The sequence below is a fragment of the Pseudomonas sp. NBRC 111132 genome (genome assembly GCF_001320565.1).
In the GTDB taxonomy this organism is placed as follows: domain Bacteria; phylum Pseudomonadota; class Gammaproteobacteria; order Pseudomonadales; family Pseudomonadaceae; genus Aquipseudomonas; species Aquipseudomonas putida_P.
On the sequence record NZ_BCBI01000096.1, the window covers coordinates 1 to 13,356 of the forward strand.

General features: G+C 62.8%; 12 protein-coding genes. 8 read left to right on the forward strand and 4 right to left on the reverse strand.

The window, feature by feature from the left end:
* The first annotated feature begins 441 nt into the window (after positions 1-441).
* The 3 genes from APH35_RS27095 to APH35_RS27105 are packed head-to-tail and all read left to right on the forward strand — an operon-like array spanning position 442 to position 4,413.
* Positions 442-1,302, forward strand: coding sequence for an SH3 domain-containing protein (locus tag APH35_RS27095; RefSeq protein ID WP_012273717.1), 861 nt, complete (start codon positions 442-444; stop codon positions 1,300-1,302).
* Positions 1,303-1,310: 8 nt separating this feature from the next.
* Complete coding sequence (locus APH35_RS27100) at positions 1,311-3,194, forward strand: hypothetical protein (RefSeq protein ID WP_060492658.1); 1,884 nt, start codon at positions 1,311-1,313, stop codon at positions 3,192-3,194.
* A gap of 10 nt (positions 3,195-3,204) precedes the next feature.
* Positions 3,205-4,413: a hypothetical protein gene (locus APH35_RS27105; RefSeq protein WP_060515793.1), complete on the forward strand. Its 1,209-nt coding sequence runs from the start codon at positions 3,205-3,207 to the stop codon at positions 4,411-4,413.
* A gap of 102 nt (positions 4,414-4,515) precedes the next feature.
* On the opposite strand, the gene APH35_RS27110 is transcribed toward APH35_RS27105, so the two are convergent.
* Positions 4,516-5,133, reverse strand: coding sequence for a LysE family transporter (locus APH35_RS27110; protein ID WP_060515794.1), 618 nt, complete (start codon positions 5,131-5,133; stop codon positions 4,516-4,518).
* A 188-nt stretch (positions 5,134-5,321) separates the two neighbouring features.
* Between APH35_RS27110 and APH35_RS27115 the strand changes: the two genes are divergently transcribed.
* From APH35_RS27115 to APH35_RS27130, 4 genes are all read left to right on the forward strand, one after another.
* Entirely contained in the window at positions 5,322-5,513 is a 192-nt protein-coding gene (locus tag APH35_RS27115; RefSeq protein WP_003254720.1) for a YhfL family protein, read from the forward strand.
* A 327-nt stretch (positions 5,514-5,840) separates the two neighbouring features.
* Positions 5,841-7,478 (forward strand): malate dehydrogenase (quinone), encoded by a 1,638-nt coding sequence (gene mqo / locus APH35_RS27120; RefSeq protein ID WP_012273713.1) that lies wholly within the window; start codon positions 5,841-5,843, stop codon positions 7,476-7,478.
* Between the two features lie 174 nt (positions 7,479-7,652).
* Positions 7,653-8,297 (forward strand): hypothetical protein, encoded by a 645-nt coding sequence (locus APH35_RS27125; RefSeq protein ID WP_012273712.1) that lies wholly within the window; start codon positions 7,653-7,655, stop codon positions 8,295-8,297.
* A complete protein-coding gene (locus APH35_RS27130; protein WP_012273711.1) occupies positions 8,297-8,920 on the forward strand; it encodes a helix-turn-helix transcriptional regulator in 624 nt (207 codons plus the stop codon). Before APH35_RS27125 ends, APH35_RS27130 begins: the two co-directional genes overlap by 1 nt.
* 4 nt (positions 8,921-8,924) lie before the next feature.
* Here the strand turns inward: APH35_RS27130 and APH35_RS27135 are convergent, their stop codons facing one another.
* Complete coding sequence (locus tag APH35_RS27135) at positions 8,925-9,260, reverse strand: ArsR/SmtB family transcription factor (protein WP_012273710.1); 336 nt, start codon at positions 9,258-9,260, stop codon at positions 8,925-8,927.
* 49 nt (positions 9,261-9,309) lie between these two features.
* On the opposite strand from APH35_RS27135, the gene xenA reads away from it, so the two are divergent.
* Positions 9,310-10,401 carry a xenobiotic reductase XenA gene (gene xenA, locus APH35_RS27140; protein WP_060492661.1) on the forward strand — a complete coding sequence of 364 codons (1,092 nt, stop codon included), beginning with the start codon at positions 9,310-9,312 and terminating at the stop codon, positions 10,399-10,401.
* A 33-nt stretch (positions 10,402-10,434) separates the two neighbouring features.
* Here xenA and APH35_RS27145 read toward each other — a convergent pair whose 3' ends face one another.
* Together APH35_RS27145 and APH35_RS27150 are read right to left on the reverse strand one after the other, a co-directional pair.
* Positions 10,435-11,682: an NAD(P)/FAD-dependent oxidoreductase gene (locus tag APH35_RS27145; RefSeq protein WP_060515795.1), complete on the reverse strand. Its 1,248-nt coding sequence runs from the start codon at positions 11,680-11,682 to the stop codon at positions 10,435-10,437.
* A gap of 2 nt (positions 11,683-11,684) precedes the next feature.
* The gene (locus tag APH35_RS27150) at positions 11,685-13,262 is read right to left on the reverse strand and encodes an aldehyde dehydrogenase (NADP(+)) (RefSeq protein ID WP_012273707.1); all 1,578 of its coding nucleotides are present in this window, start codon (positions 13,260-13,262) and stop codon (positions 11,685-11,687) included.
* Between the last annotated feature and the right edge of the window lie 94 nt (positions 13,263-13,356).

Below are 13,356 nucleotides of genomic sequence, written 5' to 3' on the forward strand. Positions count from 1 at the left end.
GCTTTCAGGGGCTTTTTCGTTGTGCCTTGTTTTGCATCATTCCAAATTCAGCATCATTCAGCAGTGCCTTGGTCCTTTCGCGAAACAGAGCCGCTCCTGCAACTATGTCGACTAAGCCGAGACAGAGCGGTTTCTCGCAACATTTTGTCTTGAACTGTCAACGGCACCTTGCGCTACAATGCGGGCCTCTAATACGCCACTCACGCCCAGGCCAAACGCCGTAATGATTACGCGCGCTGGGCGATGACCTCTTCCTGACATGGATTCGTTGGATGCTTCGCGCCGTACTGGTCTTCCTCTACGCCCTTCGTTCGACGGCTAAATTGCCGTCCGCGTCCAGTGCTGCCAGCTCACTCATAAAACCGCACAACGTCGAATGCTGCCGCCAGATCCTGGCTGCGGTACGCGGCTGTGCGCCCCACCGAAAATGGAGTGCTCCACTTGCGTAAGAAATTCGTCGCGTCCCTTCTGGCGGTCGCCATCGCCTCTACCACGGCCTGTGCACAGCTCGGGATCAGCAAAGAGCAAGCGGGCACCGTGATTGGCGGCCTGGCCGGTGTGGCCATCGGCTCGACCATGGGCAGTGGCAACGGCAAGATCGCCGCAGCCCTGATCGCCGGTGGCATTGGTGCCTACGTGGGCAACCGCATCGGTCACATGCTGGACGAGAAGGACCAGCAGGCCCTGGCGCTGCGCACCCAGGAAGTGTTGAGCCAGCAGCAGGCTACCGCCAGCGCCCAGCCAGTTACCTGGAAGTCCGACCACTCGGGTGCTACCGCGCAGATCGTGCCGGGCAAGGAATACACCCAGACCAAGAAGGTCGAGGTCAAGCGCGCGCCGAAGATCCAGGCGGTGCCGTCGATGAAGTTGATCAACGAGCCCTACGTGACCGTCAGCGACAACCTGAACGTGCGTGCCGCACCCAACCAGAGTGGCGAGAAAGTTGGCAGCCTGAAAAACCACACCGAGTTCACCGCCGTCGGCTCCACTGGTGACTGGATCCTGGTCGGGCGCAAGGGCGTGACCGTGGGTTACGTGCACAAGAACTACGTCGAGCCCAAGGCGCAGGCCGTGGCCAAGCGTGTGACGCCAGCGGTGAACCTGGACGAGCTGGACGTTGCCGCCAGCAAGGAAACCCAAGGCTTCGACCTGGATTCGGTGCAGTCGCTGCCGACCGAAACGGTCGCCGCCGAAGCCGCCTGCCGCCCGGTCACGGTCAGCCTGAAATCGCAAAGCGGCCAGACCGAGCAAGAGCAGAACACCTTCTGCAAACAAGCCAACGGCACCTGGGAACTGATCTGAGGAACTCCATGAAAAAGCACGCGCTCGCGCTGGCTGTGGTCGGCGCTTGTGGTCTGGTACCGCAGGCGTTCGCCCACGAGCTGGCCTTCTCGAAGAAAGAAAACATCAAGGTCGAAGTACCTGGGGACGCCGCCACCTGGTGCAAACCCGAGGTCGAGCTGACCATCACCCGCCCGGCCTGGGACAAGCAGGAGCTGCTGTCGGGGCTGCTGACCAAGCTGCCGTTCGTGTTCGCCAAGGACTGCGCGACCGCCAAGGTGAGCTGGAAGGCGGTTGACGCCAAGGGCAACCTTTACGCCAGCGGTTCGGGCAATGCCACCAACCTGGGCCTGGTGACCCTGGCCGTCGCGCCTGCCGCGGCACCAGCTGCACCAGCACCAGCACCAGCACCTGCTCCGGCCGTTGCTGCCCCGGCCCCGGCTGCACCCGCTGTACCTGCGCCAGCAGAAGCCCCGGTAGCCGTTGCCGCTGCGCCGGCGCCTGCTGTAGTTGAACCAGCGCCTGCAAAAGCAGAGGTGGCCCCGGCCCCGGTGGTTGCTGCAGAACCCGCGCCAGCCCCCGTTGCCGAAACCCCGGTAGCAGCCCCAGTCGCACCGCCTGTTCCAGCACCTGCTGCTGCGGTAGCCGCTGCCCCAACCTCGGACTTCGGCCGCGCCGTGGTCCTGCAAAACCGCAACCTGATGCAGGTAACGGATGGCACAGGCTGCAAATGGGTGCTTAGCACCTCGATCATCAGCGACGGCGACACCCTGTCGTTCGGCACTACCCCGGTGATGCCGTGCCCGGCCTCCGGCTTTGGTGAAGGCAGCTTCGAAAAAATCAGCTGGAAAGCCGTTGGCACCTACCGTGGCGACAACTGGACCCGCGTATACGCTCACCCCAGCGGGCTGATCTTCAACAAGAACCTCGAATCTGCAGTGAAGGACAAGGCTGTTTCCTACCTCACGGCGGATGCTGACCAGGCCGCGTTCCTGGTGGGCGAGATCCCCAGCCGGCAGATGAAGGTGTACCTGACCTTCACCCGTTCCAGCTACGGCGTGCTCCGCCCGTTCAGCAGCGATCCGTACTACGTTGCCGTAACGCCTGACGAGTCGTTCGCCCTGGACGCGGCCAAGTACAAGGAAGCCGCGCTGGAAATCTTCGACCTGATCAAGGCCACCTCGCCGACCACCACCGATGTGGCCAACCTGTTCATCGTCAAAGATATTTCGGCAATTACGAACAGCATGTGGGGCAACGACGCACAGAAGATCACTCGCAACCGCATCGGCATCACCCGCCAAGGCCTGTTCTTCGATGTGCGCGAGGGTGCCAACTGGGCGGTTCAACGAGAGCAGCAGCGTGTGCGTGAAGAGCGTCAGCGTCAACAGGAGCTGGCCCGCGTGCACACCCGAGTGCTGGAACGCTACCAGCAGCTGCAAGACGGCATGAGCGACTTCAAGGGGCGCGAAACCGAGGCGCTGGCGCAAATGGCTGGCATCAAGGTGCGTTTCGCTTCGCCGCTGGCGCAGCAAGACCCTGCGACCTCGGCCCGCGTTGCGCCAATGATGGTGCACGTTACCGGCAAGAAGGGCGATTTCTACACCCTCGACTTCCCGAGCAAGGGCCGCTTGGTGGCGGACGAGGAGTATAGCGAAGGCTGGTACGTGACCCAGGTCGCCAACGCCACGCCGTACTACCCGCTGGACGATGGCCGCGCCGTGCCCACCTACCGTGCCTACAGCGCAGGTGAGCCCGAGGCCTGCCAGCAGGACCACTGTGCCGACCGTGTGTCGTTCGGCGCCGTGCTGGCCAAGGAATTCCCCAACGCCGGTATCGATTTCAGCTGGACCCCCGAGGTCTCCCAAAAGTACGTGAACGACTGGAACAACGCTTCCGCCATGGTCCAGTGAGGCAAACACCATGATCAAACAGATGAACAAGAAGCAGCTGCTGATTGGCGGTGTAGCCGCGGCGGTGCTGGTGCTCGGTGGTGGCTATGCGATGGTCTCCAGCTCGGGCAAGAAGGCTGCGCTGGCCTACTACGAGGATTTCAAGGAGCGCTATTTCCTTGAAGATGTACTGTCTGAGGGCGACATTTCCTATTCGGCGTTCTCTGGCAACCTGACAGTCGCCGACCCCGAAATCCGCGTCGCTGCGGCCCAGACCAATGGCGCCCAGCAGTTCATGCGCGGCCTGACCAGCTTGATGGAATCGGCTCGCGGTGGTTCGCCGGAGGAGGGCTTGGCAGGTTGGGCCAAGTACCAGCTCAATGTCAGCCGCAATGTCGCCGGCATATACCTCAAAGCCGATGCGCTGAAACTGGCCCATGACGGCGACAGCAAGGACGGCACCCTTCACATCCAATTGCTGGGCATGCAGATGGCCAACCCCTTCGTTGCCAGCAAGGGCGCCGAAGTGGTGCTGGTGGCTGATGTCAGCGACGAGATCCAGCCGCGCGCCGAGCTGGCCGCCAATGGCCGGGCCACTGAGTCGAGCTTCGATTGGGGTGCCAACATGGCGGTACGCCAGCCGGTTACTGGCGCGTTCCTGGTCAGCAGCACGGGTGATTTTGGCACCACGGTCGACTTGGATTTCACCCTCACGCGCTCCAGTGATGGTGAAGGTTCGATGGCGTTTGTGGTAACCCACCGTAACGATGGCTCCAAGGTGGGTGAGATCGTACGCAAGGCCGACTTCCAGTCGCTGCCGGAGCTGGACGATGTCGAAACCCAGCTCAAGAGTGCCTTGAGCGCCATGTTGATCGGGGCATACAGCCCGTACACCGGCCAGGCCGTTTTGGCCGAAGCGGTAAGTGGCTTTGCGCGCAAGGCGAAGGTGGAGAACTACAGCGTGAGCTACAGCGGCTTCAAACCGCTGAAAGAGGCTTACAGCGACTTCCAGCAGAGTGTACCGAAGGCGAAGTTCGCGGCTTTCTGCGAAGAAGTTGGCTTGTCGTCGTGGAGCAGTGATTTCGGCGCCAAGGGCAAGAACCACAGCGATTCGGAATGTGCCATTGGGCAGAAGCTGGTCGAGGAAGGCAAGTTCGAAGAGCAGTACACGTTCAAGGAAGGCAAGAGCCTGTTTGCGGCGTTGTTCGTGAGCAAGGCATATCAGCTGGAAACCAATTGATTGGGTAGTCGCTGATTGAACAAACCCCCGGGAACTGTGAGTTGCCGGGGGCTTTTTTTTGCTTTGGAATTTTGGGGCCGCATGGGGCGCGCCCGAGGGGCCTCAGCGCATGGCGGCCAATTTAATGCCAAACCCCACCAGACAAATGCCCGCCAGCCGCTCGAACAGGTTGCTGATCTTTGGGTTGGCGCGCATGCGTTCGGCCAGTCGGTGAGTCAGTACCACGGCAATCAACCCGTACAGGAACGTGATCACCGCCACCGTCGCCGCCATGAAGCCGAAAGTCACCAGCCCCTGGTGTTTCAATGGGTCGATGAACAGTGGGAAGAATGCCATGTAGAACATGATCGCCTTGGGGTTGAGCAGGGTGATCAGCATGGTCTGGCGCAAGTACTGGCCGTTGTCCATGCGCCTGGTGCGTGGCGCGTCACCTGGTTTGCTCAGCAGCATGCGCAGGCCGAGATAGGCCAGGTACGCAGCGCCCGCCCACTGCACCACATGGAAGGCTGCCGGGTAGGTGGCCAGCAACGTGGCGACGCCGGCTACTGCCAGCCACAATAGCACCTGGTCACCGACGATCACCCCACAGGTCGCAGCCAGGCCTGCTTTGATACCGCCTTTGCCAGTGGCGGTGATCAGCGCGAAATTGCCCGGGCCGGGAATGGCCAACAGAATGATGAAGGCGATGACGAATGCGCCGTAGTCGGTAACGCCAAGCATGGTGAACTCCTGTAGGGCAGTGCAAAGGCAGAGTATGACTATCGTCGCCAACGGCGTGCTTTACAACCGGTTGTTGCGTCTTCGCAAAGCATCAATGCCACCCGCGACTTGGATCCAATGCTCAGGTTCTGTATCATCCCGGCGCCATCAGACGATGGCCGAAGATGATTCATTTAAAGGACTGAGTAATGAAAAAGCTGTTCAAGGCCACCGTAGCCGTTGCTGTCGTTTCGGGTGTTGCCCTGCTGTCGGGTTGCACTGGCCAGGTTTACAACCAACCAAAAAACTGCACCTACGACTACCTGTTCCACCCTTCGGTTTCCATCTCCAAGATCATCGGTGGCTGCGGCCCAATCGATAAACTGCCTCAGCAGCAGTAATCTTGGCGGTACCCTGATCGCGACGCTTGCGGCGTGATCCAAGGCCCCCGGTCATGCAAATGGCCGGGGGTTTTTGTTTTTGGCGTGGCATTCTGCCGCTGGGGCAACCCGTCGCCTTGACGCAAGGACCTGCAATTTGTTTGTGCTGGCATTTCAGATACAATCGGAAAAACGATTCAGCCTTGTCGGTCAATTCGACAAAAGCCCGGGTCGTTTTTTGGTTCTCTGGCTGCTGAACAATGATCAACAACAAGCCTGCGCTGAAGAACACGCTTTACCGGGGCCAGCCACAGGCCCTCACTCTGTTCTCCTGACTGGAATTGATCAATGTTCAAGAAAGCTGGCAAGACCTTGCTGGGTCTGGCTGTCGCTGCAAGCGTCATGCAAGCGCACGCCGTAGAAACCAAGAAAGTAGACGTGCTGCTGGTCGGCGGCGGCATCATGAGCTCCACCCTGGCCGTGTGGCTGCACGAGCTGGAGCCAAGCTGGTCGATGGAAATGGTCGAGCGCCTGGACGGCGTGGCCGAAGAAAGCTCCAACGGCTGGAACAACGCCGGTACCGGCCACTCCGCGCTGGCCGAGCTGAACTACACCCCGGAAGACAAAGACGGCAACGTCAACATCACCAAGGCCATCGAAATCAACGAAGCCTTCCAGATCTCCCGCCAGTTCTGGTCGTGGCAGGTCCGCCAGGGCGTGCTGAAGAACCCGCACTCGTTCATCAACACCACCCCGCACATGAGCTTCGTCTGGGGCGATGACAACATCAAGTTCCTCAAGAAGCGCTACGACGCACTGCAGGCCAGCCCGCTGTTCCGCCCGATGCAGTACTCCGAGGACCACGCGCAGATCGCCAAGTGGGTCCCGCTGATGATGGAAGGCCGCGACCCGAACCAGAAGCTGGCCGTGACCTGGACGCCAATCGGCACTGACGTCAACTTCGGCGAGATCACCCGCCAGTTCGTTGGCCATCTGCAGACCCAGAAAGGCTTCGACCTGAAGCTGTCCAGCGAAGTGCAGGACATCACCCGCAACAAGGACGGCTCCTGGCACGTCGAGTACAAGAACCTGAAGGACGGTACCGAGTCGGCCACCGACGCCAAGTTCCTGTTCATCGGTGCTGGCGGTGGCGCACTGAAGCTGCTGCAGAAGTCGGGCATTCCGGAAGCCAAGGAATACGCAGGCTTCCCGGTGGGTGGTTCGTTCCTGGTGACCGAGAACCCGACCGTGGCCATGCAGCACATGGCCAAGGCCTACGGCATCGCCTCGACCGGTGCGCCACCCATGTCGGTACCGCACCTGGACACCCGCGTGCTGGACGGCAAGCGCGTGATCCTGTTTGGCCCGTTCGCCACTTTCTCGACCAAGTTCCTGAAGAACGGCTCGTACCTGGACCTGCTCAGCAGCACCACTACCCACAACGTGTGGCCGATGACCAAAGTCGGTATCGAGCAGTACCCACTGGTCGAGTACCTCGCTGGCCAGCTGATGCTGTCTGACGATGACCGCTTCGAAGCGCTGCGCACCTACTTCCCGAACGCCAAGAAGGAAGACTGGCGCCTGTGGCAGGCCGGCCAGCGTGTACAAATCATCAAGCGTGATGCCGAGAAGGGCGGCGTACTGAAGCTGGGCACTGAAGTGGTAGCCTCCGAAGACCGCACCATCGCGGGCCTGCTGGGTGCATCGCCAGGTGCTTCGACTGCTGCGCCGATCATGCTGAACGTGCTGGAAACCGTGTTCAAGGAGAAGGTCGCTACCCCAGAGTGGCAGGCCAAGATCAAGGAAATCGTGCCCAGCTACGGCACCAAGCTGAACGACTCGGCAGCGGCCACTCAGAAAGAGTGGAACTACACCGCTGAAGTGCTGCAGCTGGAGAAACCGCCGGTGATCGACGCCAGCGTCGACTTCGGTGGCGCTGCTGGCCAGCCGGTCGAGAGCAAGCCTGAGAACGACATGGCGCTGTAATCAGCAGCCTTGTCGTGATCCAAAGCCACGGGGGTGACCTCGTGGCTTTTTTGTTGTCTGTTTGGGCCTGTTCGCAGGAAACCGCTGATCGGAAACCTGTTCGCCGACCAATAAAAACATATTTTGATGCTTAAATTAATCTTGTCAGTCGATCCCCTCCAGGAGGGTGCCGTCATGAATACCAAGATTGCCGCCTTACTGCTGCTGGCCCTGTGCGCTCAGCCGGCATGGAGCCAGAGCTACGCCTACTCCAGCACACCCCCCGCCACCAAACCCGCCGAATCCGCTGCAATGACCACGCGCATGGCCCTGCGCGACCTGTGGGTCGAGCACATCTTCTGGGTTCGCAACTACGCCGTGGCCAACCAGGCCGGCAACGCCAAGCAGGCTGAAGTCGCCGCCAATGAGGTGGTCAGCGACGCGACCCGAATCGCCAACAGCATCGCGCCGTTATACGGCCAGCCCGCTGCCGACCAGTTGCTGAAACTGTTGGCCGGCCACTGGGGCGCGATCAAGCACTACAGCGATGCCACCGTGGCCAAGGACAAGAAGGGCCAGCAAGCTGGCGTCGACGAGCTGACCAGCAATGCCAAGGCCATCGCGGCGTTCCTGGCCAAGGCCAACCCAAACCTGCCCGAGGCGACCCTGCTTACATTGCTCAGCGCCCACGGTGGCCACCATGTGACGCAGATCGATCAGTTGGCGGCCGGTGACTATACGGGCGAAGCGCGCACTTGGGGGATGATGCGCGAGCATATTCTGACCCTGTCCGATGCCATCGCTGCGGCGCTGGTCAAACAGTTCCCGGACAAGTTCTGATGCTCGAGGGACTGGGCCGTACCCAACAGGACCTGCTCCACGCGTTGCTGCACCAGCCAGCCGGCATGAGCATCGACGACCTGGCGCAAGCCCTGGCCATTACCCGCACGGCGGTACGCCAGCACCTGGCCGCGCTGGAGCGTGATGGCCTGGTCAAGCGCGGCGCCACCCGGCCTACCGGGCGGCGCCCGGAGCAGTTGCATGAGCTGACTGATCTTGCCCGCGAGCAGTTTCCCCGGCAGTACCCGCTACTGGCGAATCTGCTGATTGGTGAGGTGGCAGGGTTGCTAGGCCAGGAGGCACTGCTGGCGCTGATGCGCCAACTGGGGCGCAAGCTGGCGGCGGACCTTGAACACAAGGTGGTGGATGAAGCACGCATCGTCGAGCACATGAACAATGCCGGCTATGAAGCGCAGGTGTTCTTCCGCTCGGGGGGGGCGCCGCAGATCGTGGCGCACAATTGTGTGTTCCATCATTTGGCCAAGGCGCATCCGGTGGTGTGCGAGCTTGATCTGGCGCTGATCGGGGCGCTGGGTGGGGCCGATGTCAGCCATGAGGAGTGCATGCTCAGGGGAGGGCAGGTGTGCCGGTTTGCGCTGGCCCATCCAGAACCGGCAGGCTGACAGGTCACACCTGGCGCAGTATGCACGCCAGCAACCCAGGGAACCGCTCATCCAGCATTTCGCTGCGCAGTGAATTCATATGGGTAGTGCCCACATTGCGGGTTTGTACCAACCCAGCATCACGCAAAACGCGGAAGTGGTGGGACATGCTCGACTTCGGCCGCCCCCCGTCCAGTTCGCCACAGCTGGCCTCTGCCACGCCGGCCAGATGGCGGACGATTTCCAGGCGCACGGGGTCGCTGAGCGCATAGAGCAGGCGTTCGAGGATCAGGTCTTCAGGGTTGGGATGTTTATAGGCTCGCATGCCCGACATGATAACGGGGGTTTCATTAATTGCCATAGTTCGATTATGATCGAACAACAGTATTCAAATGAACCCGGAGTTTCCCATGTCCGCACTGTTCGAACCCTACACCCTCAAAGACGTCACCCTGCGTAACCGCATTGCCATTCCGCCGATGTGCCAATACATGGCCGAAGACGGCATGATCAACGACTGGCACCACGTGCACCTGGCCGGCCTGGCCCGTGGTGGTGCCGGCCTGTTGGTGGTCGAGGCCACTGCGGTGGCGCCGGAAGGGCGCATTACCCCCGGTTGTGCCGGTATCTGGAGCGATGCCCACGCCCAGGCCTTCGTGCCAGTGGTGCAGGCCATCAAGGCGGCAGGCTCCGTGCCGGGTATCCAGATCGCCCACGCCGGGCGCAAGGCCAGCGCCAACCGCCCATGGGAAGGTGATGATCATATTGCCGCCGACGATGCCCGTGGCTGGGAAACCATTGCCCCGTCGGCCATCGCATTTGGCGCGCATCTGCCGAAAGTGCCGCGCGAGATGACCCTGGACGACATCGCCCGGGTCAAGCAGGACTTTGTCGATGCCGCTCGCCGTGCGCGCGATGCCGGCTTCGAGTGGATCGAGCTGCACTTTGCCCATGGTTACCTGGGCCAGAGCTTCTTCTCCGAGCACTCCAACAAGCGTACCGATGCCTACGGTGGCAGCTTCGACAACCGTAGCCGCTTCCTGCTGGAAACCCTGGCCGCAGTGCGTGAAGTGTGGCCGGAAAACCTGCCGCTGACCGCGCGTTTCGGTGTGCTGGAATACGATGGCCGCGACGAGCAGACCCTGGAAGAGTCGATCGAACTGGCGCGCCGCTTCAAGGCCGGCGGCCTTGACCTGCTGAGCGTGAGTGTCGGCTTCACCATTCCCGAGACCAACATCCCGTGGGGCCCGGCGTTCATGGGGCCGATTGCCGAGCGTGTGCGCCGTGAGGCGAAGCTGCCGGTGACTTCGGCGTGGGGCTTTGGCACACCGCAGTTGGCGGAAGCGGCTTTGCAGGCCAACCAACTGGACTTGGTTTCGGTAGGGCGTGCGCACCTGGCCGACCCGCACTGGGCGTACTTTGCAGCCAAGGAGCTGGGGGTGGAGAAAGCCTCCTGGACCTTGCCGGCGCCGTATGCGCACTGGCTCGAGCGTTATCGCTGAGTGATGCCGGGGGCCGCACAGCGGCCCTCGAATCTAGAAGCGATCCAACCGGTAGGCTGCCATCTCATGCCCACGGGCCCGCTCAGCCAACCGCCCCATCCATTCCGCCGTCACCGCTGCTTGGGTCAACCCCAGGTGCTGATGCCCGAACGCCAACAGCACCCGCCCATCACACACCCGGTCGATCACTGGCAATGAATCTGGCAACGAAGGCCTGAAGCCCATCCACGGTGTCGCCCCTTCGACGCTCAGGTCTTGTCGGAACAACCCCTTGCTCAGCCGGTGCAATTGCCACGCCCGTTGCATGCTCGGCGGCGCCTCCAACCCGGCGAACTCCACCGTGCCAGCCAGGCGCAAGCCTTCGGCCATGGGCGTCATGATGAACTTGCGTTCAAGCGAGGTGACTGCAAACGGCAGGCGCTGGTGCTCACCCGGCAACATCAGGTGGTAGCCGCGCTCTGTGTCCAGCGGTACCCGCTTGCCAGTCAGCGCGGCGGTCAGTTTCGCAGAATGCGCACCACAGCTGATCAGCACCTGGCGAGCATCGAGCGTGCCCTTGTCGCTGGCCAGGCTGACCCCGCCACTGTGCAGTTGCCCACCCTCGACCTGCGCCTGGACAAAGCGCACGCCACTGGCCTTGGCCGCTTCGAACAGTTCGCACACTACCCGGTACGGGTCGATGAAGTGCCCGGTCTTGGGGAAGAACAGCCCGCCCAGCAATGATGGGCTCAATTGTGGCGCCGCTTCGCGCACGGCCTCGGCCGACCAGAAACTCACCGGTACCGCCTGCTGGCGCATGCGTGCGCGCAACGCCTCCAGCGCCTGGCGCGACTCGGGCCGTTCGAACACCAGCAACGAGCCATCCTCCTGGAACAGTTCGCTGCGCCCGATTGAGCCCAGCAACCGCTGCCAGGCGCCCAGGCTGCCTTCGTTCAAGGTTCGGATGCCCGCCACGCTGCGCTGGAACGGCGCCGCTCGCAGGTTGAGCAGCAGCCGGGTGAACCACGGCATGGCCTTGGGCAAGTACCTCCAGTCCAGGCGCAGCGGGCCCATCGGGTCTAGCAGCATGCGGGGCAAGCGCTTGAGGATGGACAGGTCGGCAATCGGGAACACTTGTTCAGTGGCCAGGTGCCCGGCATTGCCATAGGACGCGCCAAGGCCTGGCGCCTGGCGGTCGATCAGCGTTACCCGGCGGCCCTGACGGGCCAGCTGCAGGGCGCAGGCGACGCCGACGATGCCGGCGCCCACCACGGCGATGTCGGTTTCAGCGGTTTCGACCATGCTCAGCCTTCCCGTTTACCATCAAGCAGGCGCCGCAGCCGCAGCGGGTTGCCGTGCTGCAACGCGTGCGGCAGCAGCGCATCGGGGAAGTCCTGGTAGCACACCGGGCGCAGGAAACGCAGGATCGCTGCCGTGCCCACCGAGGTGGTACGGGCATCGGAGGTGGCCGGGAATGGCCCGCCATGCACCATCGCATCGCACACCTCGACGCCGGTCGGCCAACCATTGACCAGTATGCGCCCGGCCTTGCGCTCAAGGGTCGGCAGCAGGGCGCGGGCGCTGTCGATGTCGGCCTCGTCCAGCTGCAGGGTGGCGGTCAGTTGACCTTCAAGGTGCTCGGCTACCTGGCGGACCTGCTCGTCACTGTCGCAGGCCACGATCAGCGACGCTGCGCCGAACACTTCAGCCTGCAACGCCGGGTCGGCGAGGAAGGCCTCGGCCTGGGTCACGAACAGCTGTGCCTGGCACTGATTGGGGCTGTGGCTGGCCGGGCCGCAGGCGGTGGCCTGGGCATTGGCGTTGGCCGCAAGCGCAGCGACGCCGGCCTGGTAGGCGTCAAATATGCCCGGCGTGAGCATGGTTTGCGCAGCAGCCTGCTGCACATGCCCACTGGCTGCCGCGACAAACCGCTGCAACGCCGGCCCCTGGCGAGCGATTACCAGGCCGGGGTTGGTGCAGAACTGGCCGGCGCCTTGGGTCAGCGAAGCGACGAAACCTTGTGCCAGTGCTTCGGCACGGGCCTGCAGCGCGGCGTCGAACAGAAACACCGGGTTGATCGAGCTCATTTCGGCATACACCGGGATTGGCTCCGGGCGCGCCTGGGCGGCCTGGCACAGCGCCACGCCGCCACTGCGCGAGCCGGTAAAGCCAACGGCTTTGATACGCGGGTCGCTGACCAGGGCAATGCCCACTTCGCGACCCGAGCCGTACAGCAGCGAAAACACACCGGCTGGCAAGCCGCATTGTTTCACGGCTTGCGCCACCGCCCGGCCGACCAGTTCGCTGGTGCCTGGGTGGGCGCTGTGGGCCTTGACGACCACAGGGCAGCCAGCAGCCAAAGCCGAGGCTGTGTCGCCACCGGCCACCGAGAATGCCAGCGGGAAGTTGCTGGCGCCGAACACGGCTACCGGCCCCAGGGCCACCTGGCGCTGGCGCAGGTCGGCGCGCGGCAGTGGCTGGCGTTCGGGCAGGGCGTTGTCGACCCGCACATCCAGCCATTCGCCAGCCCGTACCACTCGGGCGAAGGTGCGCAACTGGGTGCAGGTGCGGCCACGTTCGCCCTGTATGCGTGCCTTGGGCAGGCCGGTTTCGGCCACGGCGCGGTCGATCAGGGCATCGCCCAGTGCCTCGATCTGCGTGGCGATGGTTTCGAGGAACTGTGCCCGTTGTTCGAGCGAGGTTTCGCGGTAGGCATCGAACGCCGCCCAGGCCAGGGCGCAGGCCTGGGCCACGTGTTCGCCGGTGCCGCCCAGGTAGGCCGGTTCCAGCGCCTGGCCGGTGGCCGGGTCAATGGCGCGGATGGCTTGGCGGCTGCCGGTTACTGGCGTCTGGCCGATCAGCAGGTTGCCTGTCAGGGTCATGGAGCCTCCTTGGGAATCGATTGCAGGTGCATGGGGGACTGCTTGCAGTGTGGGTGCGGGCGTACCCGCGCCCACAGAGCAAGCAGTGGCTGCA